General features: G+C 49.0%; 14 protein-coding genes. 9 read left to right on the top strand and 5 right to left on the bottom strand.

What is annotated here, in order from left to right; genetic code table 11:
- Positions 1-11: 11 nt before the first annotated feature.
- From Mal48_RS11300 to nqrF, 5 genes are all read left to right on the top strand, one after another.
- Positions 12-1,262, top strand: a complete 1,251-nt coding sequence (locus Mal48_RS11300; protein ID WP_145199123.1) for an NADH:ubiquinone reductase (Na(+)-transporting) subunit B — start codon at positions 12-14, stop codon at positions 1,260-1,262.
- Positions 1,252-2,118, top strand: a complete 867-nt coding sequence (locus Mal48_RS11305; RefSeq protein WP_145199126.1) for a Na(+)-translocating NADH-quinone reductase subunit C — start codon at positions 1,252-1,254, stop codon at positions 2,116-2,118. The genes Mal48_RS11300 and Mal48_RS11305 overlap by 11 nt, the downstream gene beginning before the upstream one ends.
- A 74-nt stretch (positions 2,119-2,192) precedes the next feature.
- Positions 2,193-2,831, top strand: a complete 639-nt coding sequence (locus Mal48_RS11310) for an NADH:ubiquinone reductase (Na(+)-transporting) subunit D (protein ID WP_145199129.1) — start codon at positions 2,193-2,195, stop codon at positions 2,829-2,831.
- 127 nt (positions 2,832-2,958) lie between these two features.
- Positions 2,959-3,582, top strand: coding sequence for an NADH:ubiquinone reductase (Na(+)-transporting) subunit E (gene nqrE, locus Mal48_RS11315; protein WP_145206059.1), 624 nt, complete (start codon positions 2,959-2,961; stop codon positions 3,580-3,582).
- Positions 3,583-3,650: 68 nt separating this feature from the next.
- Positions 3,651-4,868 (top strand): NADH:ubiquinone reductase (Na(+)-transporting) subunit F, encoded by a 1,218-nt coding sequence (gene nqrF, locus Mal48_RS11320; RefSeq protein ID WP_145199132.1) that lies wholly within the window; start codon positions 3,651-3,653, stop codon positions 4,866-4,868.
- Between the two features lie 1,261 nt (positions 4,869-6,129).
- On the opposite strand, the gene Mal48_RS11325 is transcribed toward nqrF, so the two are convergent.
- Complete coding sequence (locus Mal48_RS11325) at positions 6,130-6,579, bottom strand: hypothetical protein (RefSeq protein ID WP_145199135.1); 450 nt, start codon at positions 6,577-6,579, stop codon at positions 6,130-6,132.
- 281 nt (positions 6,580-6,860) lie between these two features.
- On the opposite strand from Mal48_RS11325, the gene Mal48_RS11330 reads away from it, so the two are divergent.
- A complete protein-coding gene (locus Mal48_RS11330) occupies positions 6,861-7,313 on the top strand; it encodes a hypothetical protein (protein ID WP_145199138.1) in 453 nt (150 codons plus the stop codon).
- Positions 7,314-7,831: 518 nt separating this feature from the next.
- Positions 7,832-8,944 carry an efflux RND transporter periplasmic adaptor subunit gene (locus tag Mal48_RS11335; protein WP_145199141.1) on the top strand — a complete coding sequence of 371 codons (1,113 nt, stop codon included), beginning with the start codon at positions 7,832-7,834 and terminating at the stop codon, positions 8,942-8,944.
- Positions 8,945-9,189: 245 nt separating this feature from the next.
- Here the strand turns inward: Mal48_RS11335 and Mal48_RS11340 are convergent, their stop codons facing one another.
- From Mal48_RS11340 to Mal48_RS11350, 3 genes are all read right to left on the bottom strand, one after another.
- Positions 9,190-9,885, bottom strand: a complete 696-nt coding sequence (locus Mal48_RS11340; RefSeq protein ID WP_197442264.1) for a YiiX/YebB-like N1pC/P60 family cysteine hydrolase — start codon at positions 9,883-9,885, stop codon at positions 9,190-9,192.
- Between the two features lie 368 nt (positions 9,886-10,253).
- On the bottom strand, positions 10,254-11,783 hold the full coding sequence (locus Mal48_RS11345; protein WP_145199147.1) for a potassium/proton antiporter: 1,530 nt from the start codon (positions 11,781-11,783) through the stop codon (positions 10,254-10,256).
- Positions 11,783-12,655, bottom strand: coding sequence for a universal stress protein (locus Mal48_RS11350; protein ID WP_197442265.1), 873 nt, complete (start codon positions 12,653-12,655; stop codon positions 11,783-11,785). Before Mal48_RS11350 ends, Mal48_RS11345 begins: the two co-directional genes overlap by 1 nt.
- 523 nt (positions 12,656-13,178) lie before the next feature.
- Here Mal48_RS11350 and mgtE point away from each other — a divergent pair.
- Positions 13,179-14,201, top strand: a complete 1,023-nt coding sequence (gene mgtE, locus Mal48_RS11355) for a magnesium transporter (protein ID WP_197442266.1) — start codon at positions 13,179-13,181, stop codon at positions 14,199-14,201.
- Between the two features lie 98 nt (positions 14,202-14,299).
- Here the strand turns inward: mgtE and Mal48_RS11360 are convergent, their stop codons facing one another.
- A complete protein-coding gene (locus Mal48_RS11360; RefSeq protein ID WP_145199156.1) occupies positions 14,300-15,319 on the bottom strand; it encodes a DUF1559 domain-containing protein in 1,020 nt (339 codons plus the stop codon).
- 351 nt (positions 15,320-15,670) lie between these two features.
- On the opposite strand from Mal48_RS11360, the gene Mal48_RS11365 reads away from it, so the two are divergent.
- Positions 15,671-17,074, top strand: a complete 1,404-nt coding sequence (locus Mal48_RS11365) for a sensor histidine kinase (protein ID WP_145199159.1) — start codon at positions 15,671-15,673, stop codon at positions 17,072-17,074.
- The last annotated feature ends 50 nt before the right edge of the window (positions 17,075-17,124 follow it).

Raw genomic sequence — 17,124 nt, forward strand, 5'->3', positions numbered from 1 at the left:
AATGGCGATCCATGAAGTTCCTGAGGAAAAAACTTGACGACCTGCACGAGCAGGTGAAACCAGGTGCCAAGTACGAAAAGTTCTACGCTCTCTATGAAGCGGTTGACACTTTTCTGTACACGCCTGACGACGTGACCGATGGTCCGACGCATGTACGAGATGGCCTCGACATGAAGCGGATGATGATTATGGTCGTCGTCGCTCTTGGCCCCTGCATCCTGATGGCTATGTATAATACAGGCTATCAGGCGAACCTGGAAATTGAGCGACTGGTCGACATTGGTTCGCTCCCAGAAGCCACGACGGGGAACTGGCGTTCAACCATCATGGACTCCGTGGGGTACAACCCGAACAATTTACTGTCCTGTTTCATACACGGGGCACTCTATTTCTTGCCGATTTTTATCGTCACTCAAATCGCCGGTGGCTTTTGGGAAGTCCTGTTTGCGACCGTGCGTGGTCATGAGATCAACGAAGGTTTCCTCGTTACCGGAATGCTTTTTCCGCTAACATTACCGGCGACCGTTCCTTTATGGCAGGTCGCCTTGGGGATCTCATTTGGCGTCGTCATCGGAAAAGAAGTCTTTGGAGGGACCGGGAAAAACTTCCTGAACCCAGCTCTCACTGGGCGAGCGTTTTTGTATTTCGCATACTCCAGTGAGATGACAGCCGACATTTGGATCGCAGCCCCTAAAGTTGATGGTTACTCGGGAGCGACATCTCTCGGGGCCTTGGCTGATGCCAAAAACACAATGGGCATGGATGTCATCACCAGTAAACTCGATATCTCCTGGTGGGACGCATTCTGGGGATTTATCCCCGGCTCGATGGGTGAAACATCAACCTTCGCTTGCATCCTCGGGGCCGTTATTTTAATTGCGACGCAGATCGGCTCTTGGCGAATTATGCTCAGCACATTACTTGGTGCTCTCGGTTCCGCCTGGTTGTTCAACTACGCATCTGGTCCGGAAACCCCAAACATGTTCTTGATGCCTGCCCATTGGCATCTGGTTGTCGGCGGCTTAGCATTTGGACTTGTCTTTATGGCAACCGATCCTGTCTCAGCGGCGATGACACAAGGAGGGAAATGGGCTTACGGCCTGGTCGTTGGTGTGACCACCACACTGGTGCGAGTGATCAACCCCGGATATGCAGAGGGAATCATGTTAGCGATTCTCTTCGGAAACGTTGTCGCTCCGTTGATCGACTGGGCTGTCATCCAACTCAACATTCGACGAAGGCGCAAACGCTGTGGACTCTGAAACTGACCAAAATCAGGACGCTGCCGAGACGAACCAGGAAGCCGAAAGCAACTTTGAACCAAACAGCTTTCTCGGAACGCTGGTCGTGGCAGTAGTACTATGCCTTGTCTGTTCGTTTGTTGTCTCAACAGCTGCGGTCGCATTGCGTCCGCTCCAGGAACAGAACAAGAAGATTAAACAACAACGTAATGTTCTTAGCGCCGCTGGCCTGTGGGATGATCAATCCACCACTAGCAACTTGGCTGAGAAATTTGAGAACGTCAAAATTATTGCGGTCAATCTTCCTGGACGTGATGATGACGCTCCCGCTGCGGGAACCATTAACAAATCAGTTGATGTCAAAAGTTACAATCAACTGAAGGCCTCGAAAGACCCTCAGCAAAGCATCATCATCGGCGACAAAGATGTTGCCGGGATTAAGCGTCGCGAGAAAGTCTCTCTGGTCTACCTGATCAATGACAGTGACGGAAACCTTCAAACGATCGTCCTTCCAATCTACGGAAAAGGTCTCTGGTCGACTCTCTACGGGTACCTGGCACTTGAAGCTGATACTCGGACGGTTAAAGGAATTACATTCTACCAGCATGGTGAAACACCTGGGCTGGGAGGTGAAGTTGATAATCCGAAGTGGAAAGCACTCTGGCCAGAAAAAACTGTACTTGATGAATCAGGCGAGCCAATTATCGAGGTCACTAAGCCGGGTGTTGCATCAGACGAGAACCAGGTTGATGGACTCTCGGGAGCAACAATTACTTCAGTCGGCGTTGAAAAGACGATAAAATATTGGCTGGGAGATGACGCATTCGGACCGTTCCTGGAACGTATCCGTAATGACGAAATCGACACAAATGAATAACATTGACCTTCGAGTCGCCCCAAAATAGAGCAATTGAAACAGGCTGAAGTCATTCTTCAACCGGACTGAGAAATATGGCAGCCCAAAAAAATACAGACGTCCTGTTTGACCCCGTGCTGAAGTCGAACCCAATCGCACTTCAAGTGCTCGGGATCTGCTCCGCCCTCGCGGTGACGACTCAACTGGACAAGGCCGTCGTGATGGCGATCGCGGTGACTGTTGTGGTTGCATGCTCGAATGCAGCGATCTCACTCATCCGCCATTTCATCCCATCCAGCATTCGTATCATCGTGATGATGACAGTGATCTCATCGCTTGTCATTCTAGTGGACCAGGTCTTGAAGGCCTTTGTCCCTGATGTCGCTGACCAACTCTCGGTGTTCGTCGGATTGATCATTACAAACTGTATCGTCATGGGACGTGCCGAAGCATTTGCATCTAAAAACGGTCCGTTTCGCAGTTTTCTTGATGGTGTCGGAAATGGCTTGGGATACTCACTCATTCTAGTCGTGGTCGGTTTCTTCCGTGAACTCCTTGGTTCAGGAACTTTGTTTGGAATTACAGTTCTGCCTCTGTACGCAGATGGCGGTTTTTATGTACGAAACGGATTAATGCTGACTCCACCGAGTGCATTTTTCCTGATTGGGCTTTTCATCTGGTTGCTTCGCGCCTTCCGTACGGATCAAGCAGCTCATGACCCAACTCGTGACTAACAATTACTGATTCACTTCTGTTTAGAATTCGAATTTTAGAAGCACATAATACATCTGAAATCGTTGTTGCTCATCAATATCGCAACCACCTGTTCAGATTTTGGCAGAGCGAATTAAAGGCCGCATGATGACTTACGAAGAAGTCGGCAGCATGTTTTTCAAGTCAGTGTTCTCAGAGAACCTGGCACTCGCATTCTTTCTAGGAATGTGTACGTTTCTGGCGGTCTCCAAATCTGTCAAAAACGCACTCATGCTGGGAGCTGCAGTGATTGTTGTCCAAGGGGTCACAATCCCGATGAACAACATCATCTATCGCAAATTCCTGCGAGAAGGCGCACTTGCCTGGACCGGGCAATCCTGGTTGATGGATGTCGACCTGAGCTTCCTCGGCTTGATCAGTTACATCGGAACAATCGCTGCCATGGTTCAGATCTTGGAGCTGTTTCTCGATCGATACGTTCCAGCACTCTACAACACACTCGGAATTTTCCTCCCGCTGATTACCGTGAACTGCGCGATTCTGGGTGGATCGCTCTTCATGGTCGAACGAGATTACACACTCGCTGAAAGTGCCACATATGGAATCTCAAGCGGAATTGGTTGGGCACTAGCAATTGCCTGTTTAGCCGGGATCAGAGAAAAACTCCGGTACAGCGACATCCCCGAAGGACTCAAAGGCCTTGGGATTACATACATTACCGTCGGACTGATGGCGATGGCCTTTATGGCCTTCGGCGGAATCGACATTTAACCAGCACGAGATGGTAAGAGACCAGTCGGTTCACCATTTTATCACTCGAACGGCAAGCGGCGTTCATTATGGAAATTTTCTTAGGAATTCTTTTCTTCACCGGGATCGTGGTGTTGCTGGTACTTTGTATTCAAGGTGCCAAGAAACTTCTCGTTCCCTCAGGTGATGTTAAAATCATCGTCAATGACCAGAAAACTCTCCAAGTCCCCGCAGGGGGAAAATTACTTGGGGCATTGGCAGAGAACAAAATCTTCGTCTCCTCGGCATGTGGCGGTGGTGGAACTTGTGCACAATGCAAAGTAAAGATACTGGAAGGGGGAGGAGATATCCTTCCGACCGAAAAAAACCATATCAACAAGAAAGAGGCAAAAGCTGGCGAACGCCTCTCTTGCCAGGTTGCAGTCAAACAAGACATGCGAATCGAAGTCCCAGAAGAAGTCTTCGAAACGAAGAAATGGGAGTGCACGGTTCGATCCAACCACAACGTTGCTACGTTCATTAAAGAGCTCGTCCTTGAGCTGCCTGAGGGGGAAGACGTCAACTTCAAACCGGGTGGATTCATTCAAATTGAAGTCCCACCGCACCATGTCGACTACAAAGACTTCAATGTCGAAGAAGAATACCACGAAGACTGGGATAAATTCGACATCTGGCGATTCAAGTCGACTGTCAAAGAGGAAGCAATTCGAGCGTATTCAATGGCGAATTACCCGGGCGAAGAAGGCATTATCATGCTGAACGTTCGTATCGCCAGCCCACCTCCACGTCTTCCTGACGTTCCTCCCGGAAAGGTTTCCAGCTACATCTTCAATCTCAAACCGGGCGACAAAGTCACGATTTCCGGCCCCTATGGTGAATTCTTCATCAAAGAGACCCAAAACGAGATGGTTTACATTGGCGGTGGTGCTGGAATGGCTCCGTTGCGTTCACACACATTTGAACTCCTGAAAGAACGAGCCAGTAACAGAAAAATTTCATACTGGTACGGTGGACGTTCAGCTCGCGAGTTGTTTTACGTCGATGAATTCCGTGAACTGGAAGAGAAGTTTCCAAACTTCAGCTTCAAAATCGCACTTTCTGATCCACTCCCGGAAGACAACTGGACCGGCTACACAGGATTCATTCACCAAGTATTACATGACGAGTACCTGAAAGATCATCCTGCACCTGAAGACATCGAGTACTACATCTGTGGCCCACCAATGATGCTTCAAGCGGTTTTGAATATGCTCGACAATCTCGGCGTCGAAGCTGACAACATTGCTTATGACGACTTCGGTGGTTAAACCGATGAGGGCGTAGGAATTACACACCTGACGCATCCGCTTTGAAGGATAAAACAGACAACGAGCCGCCTCTCACAACACCACACCGTGAGAGGCGGCTCGTTTCATTGACACTTGTCATACCACCTCGCCCGTACAACACGATTCCGTGCAACACTGATAAGGGATTATCCATTCCGAGAGAAGAATGTCGACCAGCACAATCTCTTTGTCGACCTCACAGCATTTTCGATGCTTGCCATGCTTATGATGATCGCTTTCATGACGTCATAGCTTGCTCGCCACCAGAGCATCTTTCAAATAGGTCTTCAGTGTCGATTTAGCCTCAGGTGAGTTTCAGTGGGAGATGAACGCCCCCCATGCTGCAGCTAGAAGACTGCAGACCAACAGTGAACATGCTCTGAACGACGCAGCCTGCCCCTGAATGAGAAGTGCTTCAAGCAAGCCGCATTAAGCAAGCGATTGAGGTAGTTTGATGAGAGTCTCATCGACTCTGAGATCAAGACTTACATACTTGAGTTCCGGAGAAGAAATGGGGTGACCAGAGCAGGCACTGCCCCACCAGGGAGATCTTCCATTTCTCCTTGAAAGGGACTCGAAATGAAGTTCGACGCTTACCGATCGACAAAAAACTGTTCGCAAGACATTCGCTGACGAGCAGATTCTTCAGTAGTCAGCGCATTCCTATTACTTCGTTCGTTCAGAAATTCGTTCTAACGAATTCGTATCACGAAGAAAAACGGGGAGTCGACGTTAGAGGCACTTTGTTGTGTCGAACCGAAATCTTCTAGAGCAGTGCTCTACCGTGCGTCCGTGAAGAACGCATTTCTCTAGAACTGGTCCTGAAACGTGAAACTGCTCTCCCAAACGTTGAGGAAAGCGGCTATTCCAGAGGTTTTCGGACTGGTTCTAGTAAAATTGCTATTCGCCACGAGGCAGATCCTGCAAACCAATTCGAAAGATGATCTAGAAAAAAACACTGAAGTTCCTGTTAAGAACTTCAGTGTTTGAAGTAGACGTTCGCGCCAATGCTCTACGGCTATCACACACCGTATTTCTTGCGATCGCTGAGAATGGATTCTACAAGCAGTCTCAAGACCTATGGAGTCGCAATCGTTCTCTGCACCAGAGAAGTGAAAAGCAAGTCTTGAGACCAGTTCTAGAACACTTTCGTGTTTCTTGTGCCTGCGAATCGAGAGTCTAGTCAAATGGTTGGCTAATCGCCACAAGACAGGACAGCAACACGTTTATCAAAACCGATCTAGATGGCACCAGATTTCTGCAAAGATTCAATTGCAGCGGAAGCTTTCGCTTCACTTCCAGTCGCTTCGACCAAACTGGACCACGCTTGAATCAAGCGGCGTGCTTCGTCGATGCTGCCAAATTTTTCGAGTTCATCGATTGTACTCAGTGTCGATTTAAGGCCACCAAGATTGTCGATCAGGCTCATCACTTTTGCAAACTCAGCACTTCCAATTGCGGTGGTGGCATTACCACGTTTCCGTCCGCCAGGTTGTCGCGATTTCGGAGCAATGTCTCCCTGACAGTTCGGACAAACTTTCGTTTGTGGTCCGCGAACATAGTGATTGCAGAGTGTACACAACTTGTATCCGCTAGGAATCTTGTCACTCGAGTAGTTTTGCGGTGCAATTGAAGTTGGTTTTTCACTTGCTTGTTTCAAACTTTTTTCAGTCCACTTTTTCGTTGCCATAGTCGTTTCTTCTTTAAGAGCCATTGTGAGCTGATACAGGACGAAGTTAATTCGTCCTAACAAAATCTGAACAAGATCTTGATACTCAATCCTGCTCCTCAGTGAACCAAAGCATCCTCTGAGATATTACGAGTGTAATAGTTAACGCTTAGGTAGCCTGTCAACGAAAGAAGAACATGACATGAAAAAAACATAGAAAAAATGTTAGCATCAAGACTATACGATGGGTATATTCAAGGACAAGTGAACAGACTCCGCCCCGAAGAATCTCTGCAGGATTTGTGACAATACCGATCTCCATTCAACTTTCCGCTCGCAAAGTTTTTCAGCAATTCATTCGAGGCATGATTATCGGAACAGCGATCTTAACATTCGGAAGTCTTATCATCGTCTTGCTACTTATGGCATTGGACGTGATAGCAGTACAACAACCTATCATCATTGTTTTACATCGTCTTGGACTGTTTGCACTGTCCCAATCTGGGATAGGCATGATTCTTGGTGGGATTGCTGGGATTGCATCATCTTTCACTGGACCGAATTTCGGAGTCACCCGCTGTTTTGCAGTCATCTTCTTTGTCGCAACCTTCGGTGCGACGAGTCTCTACCCACTACATGGAAAGTTTGGAGCATCCGGTGAGTTCTTCGCAGTATTTATAATCCTTGCGATTCTGAGTGCCTGCGGAATTGTCTATCTGAATTTCGATAAAGACAACGATCTCAAGAACCGGTAACCGAAGCACCTCAAAAATCGAACGTCCTAAATAAGACATTTTCATCCACATAAGGCCCCTCAGATGAAACATTCATGCTTTATGGACATCAATGTCTTCTTTAAAACATTCTCTTATGTACCGTCCCAATGCTTATCGTGACCGTGAAACGATATCTACGATTTCATAAATAGCTTGCCGCCTTGCGGAACAAGAAGCTCAAGTTTGCCGCTTCTCTATCCTCTTGCACTATGTACTTCAAATCCATCTGCTTGAAGTCCTTCCACATCAGAAACCGAATACCATTCAAGCTCTCTCAAATGGCAAGAGTCGAGTTAGGAGCTCATTCAACTTCAACACAAGAGTGATCTCCTCAGGCATCGCGAGGGGCAGGAATCAAGTAGATGGAGACGGTATCAATCGTCCCGCCTGTTCTCAAAAGCCTTGCCTTTGATGAGTGGCTTGTTGACATCACCTGTTCCATCTCGATAATTCATGAAGAAAATTTCTAACAGGCTTCCAGTTAGGTGAATGTCCCAATGATCAAGTTCTCCGCTTTCCAGCCGATCTACCATTGTGCCATGCTCAGCGCGCTTTCTCTGTGGGCATTCGGGAATTTTCCATCGGAAGCGTACGGCCAAAACGCAGAGGATGCCCCTCAGGGAGTTTCCATCGAGCGTGCAGCGTTATCGCTGATCGCTCCTGAGAAGTTCCGTGTCCCGTTGGAAGTTTCACCTGTTCGCACTTTGCCTGTTGTGTCTCCGATGGACGGTGTTGTGCGTGATGTGTTCGTCAAAGTGGGAGACTCAATTCAGGAACAGATGGAAATCATTCGCCTTGACTCCCAAGTATTTGCAATGGAATTGAAACGAGCCCAAGCTGTTCATGAGGTGGCAAAAATTGCACTCGCTCAGGCAACTGAACCGAAAGCTAAGCAACTCCTTGAAGCCAAGCTCAATGTCGCCAAGAGGGAACTTGAGCTCGCAGCCTTTCGATCAGGCCAAACGATCTTGCGTACTGGGCTTTCAGGCACCGTCACGGAATTGTTCGTCACTCCAGGGCAGTTTGTCCGGGCAGGTGACCTCCTGGCAAAAGTTGTCGACCCAACTCAGTTGTATGTCCAGATCCCAGCTGAGAGGGGCAGCATCGAAGTTGGTAAAACGGTCCCACTTACTATCGAAGATCAAACTGCAGATGCAACTGTTGAAGCAATTTTGCCTCCCTTACCGGAATTCAATCCACTGCGAGAACTCTTTGTCTCCGTGGCAACAGCACGACTTGTAATCGATTCAAAAGATGGGCGTTTCACTCCTGGTCAGTCCGTGGTTTCAAAGATGGTTCCCAAATTTCCTGTCGCAGAAATTCAGATTCTGGCATTGAAAACCGACACTGAAACCCCAGACTCAGAACGTATGGTGCAGGTCATACGTGATGGTTTTGTACGGACCATTCCCGTTCAGGTCCTCGGGCAGGTCGGGCAGACTCACATTTTTGTGAGTGGGCGATTCAGCCCCAACGATGAACTGATTATCTCATCATCTCAATCTCTCGAAGATGGCTCGTGGGTTCGCCCGATGCTTCTCGAAACGAATGCTCCTGAAAATCCAACTCGAACTCCCTCTCCTGCCCCAGCACCACGAACTGGATTTTAATTCCAACACAGAAAGGTCCACTCCGAAAGAATGCTTTTGAATCTCAGACCAAACTCATTTGTTCGGATCAGAACTTCGCATTGAAGCGAACTTTTCTAACAATGGAGGCTGCAACAGATTATTAAAGTTTTCCAAGGATCACAGTTTTTTCTCTTCACTCGACCGAACCGAATCAGAGAATTTTCGATGCTTGCCGTGCGAGGTGTTCTCACTTTCAGAACTTAGAGACCTATATTGAAAGTACTCTAACGGCAAAGGACCCAACGGGACATTTGTTGGCAAAATCGTGAGGTGCATTCTTTCGTGTCGTGCCACATTCGGGCACATCGTCCCTGCGGTTCTGAAATCGGTTCGAGCATTACTGGAATTTCAACCACGGGCCCAGTTCGGTAAACCTGATGAGTTGTAATTCCTTCTACAAGGCTCGCCGGGGAAACCCGAGGAGCATTTTTGACCTTCAGCCAGTCGATCTCAACAAGTGCATCAGTGACATATTCCGCACAATGAAGCCCGCTGACTCTCTGCCCTGTAATGTGTTGCTTCACCGAGTACGGTCGCCCCAGCTGCGATTCAAGGTGATCGCGATAACATTGAATTTCTTTTTCACTGAACGGGCGTTTGGGGTGAAAAAGCTGAACTTCATCCGGAGACTGATCTGTCAGATATTGAGAAAGTGACATCTTGCGGACACCAGAACCGTTCATACTGTCGTACACGATCGGAGTCCCATCATTGCAATAGACAATCGTTGCAACATGTGTGTATGAGCTGTTGGTATAAGCACGAACAGCCAAGCAATCTCCTTGACTAAAAAGAAGAGTCCCCGTCTGCGACGCTGCTGAAATTTGGCAGACAGCATCTTCCGGCGAATTGACGATGACCTCAGTCGCCGAATCGGCAGGTGCTGTTGCAATAACCAGGGCAATCAGTGTGGAGTTCATAAACATCCTTCTACTCTGAAGCTGATCGAGATCAAGTTGTTGCTTCGATGAATGAACATAACAACGTTTCAGACCAAAACGACTCAGACCAAAACATTGTCTAACATCAGGAGAGTTTTACCAGAAGTTATTTCGTGAAGCGTTCAAAAATGTTGCCAGAAATCGATGAAATTAGCTGAGAAACTTCATTAAATGTGGGAATGTCAAAGTTTTGTCACACCAACGATATCAGTGTGAAATATCGTGATCAACATTGACAACATCACCTCTGGATGGACGGATACGTTGCACCTCTCACGCAACCTCTTCGAGCATCTTTTGAACGCTACTCCGATTCAGTCTCGTGGTGAGTTTCGTTGCTTTAGGGATTATTTGGGGGGGCGGTTTGGGATCGATGGGTTGTTGAGGGCTTCCGGGTTCGGTTCTGGCTCAGGTGAGTCGGATTGGCGGGAGAAGTATTGGTCGACTTGGGTACGGAGAGAGGGGCGCAGTACGACGACCACGTGATCGCCGCTTTCGATTTGAAACCTTCCTTGAGGCATGATGATTTCTTGATCACGGGCAATCAAAGCGACTACAACACCTGCGGGAAACTGGAGTTCTCTGAGTGTGCGGCCAGCTGCGCGGCATCCGGGTTCGACATAGTAGTCGACGATGTCTCCATCGATGTCGCGCAATGAACTGATCTCAAGAGTCACAGGCGTTGGGTGTTGTTCAGGGTCTTCAAGCTTCAGCAATCGAGCTGCGGGAGGTAAAGTCCAGCCCTGAATGAGCGCCGAGACGAGTACAACCACAAAGACTGTGTCAAACATCACCGATGCACCTGGAAGTCCCGCGAGCATCGGGAATGTCGCTAGAGTAATTGGAACGGCCCCCTTCAATCCGACCCATGACAAGAAGAGTAATTCGTGAAAGGAAAATCGAAACCAGGAAGCACACAGGAAGACGGCAACAGGGCGAGCGACTAGAATCAGAACCGCAGCAATCAACAACGTGACTCCCGCGACATCCATCAATCGACTTGGAAAGCTCAATAAACCGAGCGTCATGAACATCAAAATTTGGCAAATCCACGCTGCGGCATCGTGAAATAAAAGAATGCCTCGATGGAAGACTGGACGTCGGTTCCCGATCACGATTCCAGTCAAATAGACCGCCAGAAAACCACTTCCGTCCAGAACGGCTGCCAGTCCAAAAGAAAACAACGCCAGCGCAGTCGCCATCACCGGATACAAGCCTGCTGCGCCGAGTTGGATATACTTGAGCCCCCAAACTCCTCCATAACCGACCAGTACCCCAGCGACCGAACCAACAACCAGTTGAGTCAAGAACAATCCCAGCAAAGCTGGGCCAGGCGCAACAGCACCTGTCAACAATTGAATCAATCCGACGGTCAGAAAAATTGCCATCGGGTCATTCGATCCACTCTCAACCTCCAGTGTTTCAGCCAATCGCTTCCGAATGCTGACGCCCCCCGATCGAAGGACGGAAAAGACCGCCGAGGCATCCGTCGAACCAACGATACTTCCCAGCAAAAGCCCTTCAAGGATTGAGATTCCGAGTATCCAGGACGCGGCCAAACCAGTGATCATGGCAGTAATCAGGACGCCGAAACTTGCAAGGACTGCGGCCGGTTTCCAGACGGACCGAATTGATTTGAAAGAGGTGCGAAGCCCACCATCGAAGAGAATCAGGCACAAAGCGATTGTGCCGATCGAGTTTGCTAACGAGTAGTCCTCGAAGTCGATTCTCCCCACTCCCTCCGAACCAGCCAGCATCCCGACAAGCAGGAACAGAAGCAGCACGGGGACTCCGATGCGAGTCGACAACTTGTTCGATGCGATGCCCAACAGGAGGAGAATCCCGGAGGCTAAGATGAGCGTTGCGGTATCCGGCATCAGGACTCAGTTCCGTTTTGGAGCGGGGGCACAGCAAGCACGTCTCGTTCAGAGTTTCGCAATACGCCCTCTGTCACGCTTCCCATCAGTACTCGAGCAACCGCAGAGCGGCCGCATGTTCCAACTACGATCAATTCCGCCGACAATTCGATCGCTGTCTCACAAATCGTTTCAGCAGTGTCGGCAGTATCAGGTTTCAGAATCGTTGACAGCCCCTCAATATTAATTCCTTCAATGAACGACGCGACATTTTCACTCGCCCTTTTCCTTTCTCCTGCGAGATACGATTGTTTCTCTTCAACGCTTAATGATGCTCGATTCATCAGAGCAATCCCAGGAGCGTTGAACACATGGAGAAGAGAGAGATTGAGTTGATCGAGCAAACCGAGTGATTTAGCGGAAAGGATCATTGCTTTTGAATACGCGGAAAGATCTGTTGCCAAAACGGCTCGACGGTACGGTCCGGTTGGAACACCGTTGGCTGTCAAAACGGGACGATCTGCAGTACGTATCGTTCGCTCAGCCGTTGTTCCAACCAAGATATTTTTAAGAATCTGCCTACGATGCGGTCCGATAATAATTAAGTCAGCGTTCAGGTCTCTTGCTGTACTGGTGATTCCCGAAAATGGCTTTCCGAGGACAACACGGAATTCGCAGTTTAAGCCGTTAACCTCTCGGAGAGTCCTCGTCAGTTTCTCAAGCAACTGGGTTGAGACATCTCGTTCAGCCAGCACAATCTCCTGCGCCTGATCGTCATCGACAACGTGAACTAAATAGACCTTGGCATCGAAATCACGCGCCAGTAACTTCGCGCGTTGGATTGCACGATCCGAGCGTTCCGAAAAATCGGTTGCGACTACAATGGTCTTCATAACTCTACTTATCGGCATCAATAGATGGAGTGAGGAGTTGAACACTTTCGTGTTACTTGCGCCTGCCGAGAGTGCTTTGATGTGGAAAATCGCACTTGTCAGCGAGGCAGAATCCGAACACCAATTCGAAAAATTCTATCCTATCCAGATCAGTTTGTAAGGGATTGGGAAAATCCTCGTACCATAACGAATCAGCTAAGAATTTGCTCACAATAATTGCATAAAGATCGGAAATCGACAGACAGCTTCTGAAGGTGCGATCTGATCTTGGCTGCTTTGCCTGGCGAACTCCATATTCGCTCGGTAATCCGCTCGGTTCAGGTCTTGAGTTCAGGTTGGTCGCAACATGCGAGAAAACACTTTTCAGTTGCGACTTTCACAGCCTCCTGAATCCAGAGCATTTTCCTCTACCATTCTCTCAACCGTCTGCCCGTGTAGAATATGCTGCACCTGTGAAATTACTATTCGCCACGGGACAGAGTCCGAACATCAATTCAATCATTGCGATCAAAGGAAAATGACAGTGCAGAATGGCACAAGCGAAGATAGCCAGAATGACCTTCTCGGTGATCGCAGACAGGATTTCCCAGCCGAGACCGTCGGGCGGCTCATGAGATCGGAGTTTGTCGCGGTCCGACCAGAGTGTACTGTCGCTGAAGCTTTGGCCTACATCCGCAAGCACGGTCGCAAAGCTCAAACACTCAACACAATCTATGTTGTCGATTCTCACGACACTCTGGTTGGCGCCGTCCGTTTGAGAGATATCGTTCTCGCCTCCCCAGAACTTCAGATCTCTGATGTGCTGGACCCTGACTTGATTTCACTCACAGTAGACGAGGACCAGGAAGTCGCCGTAAAGAAAATCAGAGAGCATGATGCTCTGATGCTGCCAGTCTTGGATAACTCTGGAACTTTGGTAGGAATCATCACCGCTCGAGACGTGATGGGGATTGCAGAATATGAATCACTGGAGGATTTCCAGAAGTTCAGTTCAATTCAAAAAGCAATTGACAACCCGTTGACAGCCCGGATCGTTCACTTGTACCGACAGCGGATCGTCTGGCTGTCGGCATTGGTGGTCATGAATGTCTTCTCAGGTTTCGCCATCTCGCAGTTCGAAGATCTCATCACGTCGATGGTTTCACTTGTCTTCTTTCTCCCATTACTCATCGACAGCGGAGGCAATGCGGGCGCACAATCTGCCACTTTGATGATTCGGTCGTTGGCGATTGGTGACGTTCACATGCGAGATTGGATGACCTTGGTAGGCAAAGAAATCATGGTCTCACTTCTGTTGGGAGTCACCATGGCAGCGGGCGTTGCACTGGTCGCGAGCATCCGAGCACCAGAGATTATTGCGGTGGTCTCAATAACAATGATCTGCAGTGTGATGTTGAGCAGCCTGTTAGGCCTGCTACTTCCCTTTATACTCACGAAACTCAAACTTGATCCCGCTACGGCAAGCGCGCCGCTGATTACATCCATCGCAGACATCTCCGGCGTATTGATTTACTTCTCACTTGCGTCATGGTTCTTCAATTTGTGAACCACCCTTAAACATCAACTTTGGAGAAATTTTCCGGAACCCGCGATCGTCTTTCATGGAGAAGCAGTCGTTTCCACCTCCCCTCTTCGGAAGCTGTTCTAAAATTCTCCGACGATTTCACCACCGTTGCGAGTTCCCAATGCTCGCCAAGTTCCTCGGTCGAGATTTTCGCTGAGAGCGCGGACTGAGCCATCGAACATAAGTACGTTCACCATTCCCACGTGATAGCTGCGTGATGTGATGATCGCGTAACTTGGACTGCCTGCTCCCCCATCGAGACCTTCCTGCCATGAATTATAATCGGTCTCTTCGTATTCGACGCCTCCGGTTGAGAAGCGGACTTTTGAATTCGGCGGGAGAGCGGTCGTCACTCCGGTGTGATGCACGCGACCATCGGGCCACTCTGTGTGCCCCGTATTTTTGAACTGGCCTCCCGAAGCGACAATGGCTTCTGCCTCAGCGATTGAGTCAGGAACAGTCGTTTGCGATGGCCCACCATTGCGTTGATACGGCGTCCAGGCTTTCACCTCGGCAGCTAACATTGTATTCGTCGAACCATCAACTGCATCACGAAAAGAGAGTTTCGCATTCGGGTAGAAGAGTCCATCTCCTCCTCGCCCTGTAGCTGGGTCAAAGACAAACCATGTTCCATAACTAAATCCATACGATGTTGGATAGAGCGTCACTTTTCCTCCGCCAGGATCTCGAGCGACATCACTTTTCGGATCGCTGGGGCAAGCGAAGACAGGAACTTTGACACCGCTGATTGCTGTTTGAAAATCCCAGGCGGTTGTCAAATCGACTCCATTATAAAGACTTCCCTGTTCCAGATAGGGAAGAATTCGACCATGGACACCCCACGACCCATTACTGCCGGTTGATGAGACTGACAAATTCACAGCCGCTCCCGGTGGCAAGTATCTGTTTGCATCAATGTAATTATGCAGGGCAAGCCCCAACTGTTTAAGATGATTCTTGCACTGAGTTCGTCTGGCAGCTTCCCTGGCCTGTTGCACAGCGGGGAGTAAAAGAGCAACTAAAATCGCGATAATCGCAATCACCACAAGGAGCTCGATCAGAGTGAAGCCTCGTCGCTTCGATCTTTGGGGCACAAACATTTCTTAAGAGTATTCCATATTGGTCAGACTGGGTCTGATGAGATTATTTCGTCTGAATTGATCTCCAGCGATGCTGGAAGTGCAAGCCAACAAAGGCTGCGGAAGATGAAAGCGGGAGATGAAATCAGTGACGAACTCGTAAAGTTGAGAGATTGTGGTGCAAAAAGTGTTCCCTAATGAAATTTCAATCAGATGCCGAGTAAGATGCTGGGAATTGATTGAATATTTGCAGCCTCTCAGAATTAGCGGCGACAGAATCGCCACCCCATGGCGAAATCGTCGCCATGAACATAACGCTCTCCTGTTGGCTCAAGCACAAGAGTTGAACGGTAGCTTTCACCGAGAATAGATATGCGCTGGCCAATCCGAAATCAGATTTTAGTCCCGTTTCTGTTTATTCAGATCGCGACAATTCTCGCCGTGGCCTTATCGTCTGGATGGTTTGCGATTCGCCAAGTTGACGACGAAGTGGCAACACGTCTGGAGAACGTGATGGAGACGCTTGAAAAAGCGTCTTACCCGCTGACCAGTAATATCTTGGAACAGCTCTACAATCTGACAGGAGCAGAGTTTGTCGTTTACAATTTCAACGGTCAGCAGACTGCTTCCACTCTAAAAGAGTTTGCCCTCACCACCAAGGAGCTGCAGTCGATTCCGTCTCCGGAACAGAACTCTCAGTTTCTGCGAAGTCAGGGTTCCCTGACCTTTGCGGGGGAGCAATTTCTGGCTGGAAAAGCGATGTTGAAATCGAATCGCGGAACCGTACTTGTTCTGTATCCCAAAAGTGCGTTGGCGGCAGCTCGTTGGGAAGCGATTGTGAATCCGGCCCTGGTTGGCGGATCGTTGCTCTTACTCACCCCACTCGCGTCTTTCTGGATCTCGAGGCGGCTTGCGAGAAGAATTCAGGACGTCCAACAACACGTATCCCGGATTGCCGGCGGTGACTTAACTCCCATGCCGATTCTCAAATCGCAGGACGAACTTCGTGAATTGTCACAAAGCGTAAACCGCATGACGGTTGTTCTCGACCAGTCAATGAAGCGAATTCAAGAGAGTGAGCGGTCCGCAATGCTGACACAACTCGTAGGGGGCCTGGCACATCAATTGCGAAATTCACTCACCGGAGCGCGGGTCTCAATACAGCTCCATCAACGACATTGTTCTACAGGCGAAGAAGAGGCGATTGAAGTCGCCTTGAAACAACTCACCTTGACCGAAGAACAGATCAAAGCTCTTTTAAGACTTTCGCGAGGCGAGTCAGAAGTTGCCCGCTCCGGTGATGTCGCGGTCATCTTAGATGATGCGATCTCGCTGGTCCGGCCACTATGCATTCACCAGAAAATCGACCTTGTTTACAATCGGGACAACTTTGCCTGTCTTGTGGAAGATCAAGATGCGATCCGAGGGGCAATGTTAAACTTGTTGATGAATGCTATTGAAGCGACCCCGAGAAACGGTGAGATCCTCGTACAAACTCATTCCACAGGGGATGAAATTTCTATCGATGTTATCGACGATGGTCCGGGCGTGGCGCCGGATCAACTCGACAAAGTCTTCACACCGTTCTTTACAACAAAACCGGAAGGAGCTGGTTTGGGACTGGCACTGGCACGTCATGCGGCCGAAGATTGCAATGGGACGTTAACAATCATTCAGCAAGAGAAATCCACATTTCGCTTAAGTCTCCCTCAGCTTAAGAATCGCCCCGCATCTGCAGAACTGGCCAACAACAAACAGTCATCCGCATCCAACTGAACCGCATCCAACTGAACCGGGCAAACATCGGCAACATCAAGTTACTTGAA

Source organism: Thalassoglobus polymorphus, assembly GCF_007744255.1.
In the GTDB taxonomy this organism is placed as follows: Bacteria; Planctomycetota; Planctomycetia; order Planctomycetales; family Planctomycetaceae; genus Thalassoglobus; species Thalassoglobus polymorphus.

What these genes read in the sequence shown, in the direction of transcription:
- Mal48_RS11300 (WP_145199123.1), top strand. Translation starts at nt 12, where the DNA reads ATGAAGTTCCTGAGGAAAAAACTTGACGACCTGCACGAGCAGGTGAAA.
- Mal48_RS11310 (WP_145199129.1), top strand. Translation starts at nt 2,193, where the DNA reads ATGGCAGCCCAAAAAAATACAGACGTCCTGTTTGACCCCGTGCTGAAG.
- nqrE (WP_145206059.1), top strand. Translation starts at nt 2,959, where the DNA reads ATGACTTACGAAGAAGTCGGCAGCATGTTTTTCAAGTCAGTGTTCTCA.
- nqrF (WP_145199132.1), top strand. Translation starts at nt 3,651, where the DNA reads ATGGAAATTTTCTTAGGAATTCTTTTCTTCACCGGGATCGTGGTGTTG.
- Mal48_RS11325 (WP_145199135.1), bottom strand. Translation starts at nt 6,579, where the DNA reads ATGGCAACGAAAAAGTGGACTGAAAAAAGTTTGAAACAAGCAAGTGAA.
- Mal48_RS11335 (WP_145199141.1), top strand. Translation starts at nt 7,832, where the DNA reads ATGATCAAGTTCTCCGCTTTCCAGCCGATCTACCATTGTGCCATGCTC.
- Mal48_RS11340 (WP_197442264.1), bottom strand. Translation starts at nt 9,885, where the DNA reads ATGAACTCCACACTGATTGCCCTGGTTATTGCAACAGCACCTGCCGAT.
- Mal48_RS11345 (WP_145199147.1), bottom strand. Translation starts at nt 11,783, where the DNA reads ATGCCGGATACCGCAACGCTCATCTTAGCCTCCGGGATTCTCCTCCTG.
- Mal48_RS11350 (WP_197442265.1), bottom strand. Translation starts at nt 12,655, where the DNA reads ATGAAGACCATTGTAGTCGCAACCGATTTTTCGGAACGCTCGGATCGT.
- Mal48_RS11360 (WP_145199156.1), bottom strand. Translation starts at nt 15,319, where the DNA reads ATGTTTGTGCCCCAAAGATCGAAGCGACGAGGCTTCACTCTGATCGAG.
- Mal48_RS11365 (WP_145199159.1), top strand. Translation starts at nt 15,671, where the DNA reads ATGCGCTGGCCAATCCGAAATCAGATTTTAGTCCCGTTTCTGTTTATT.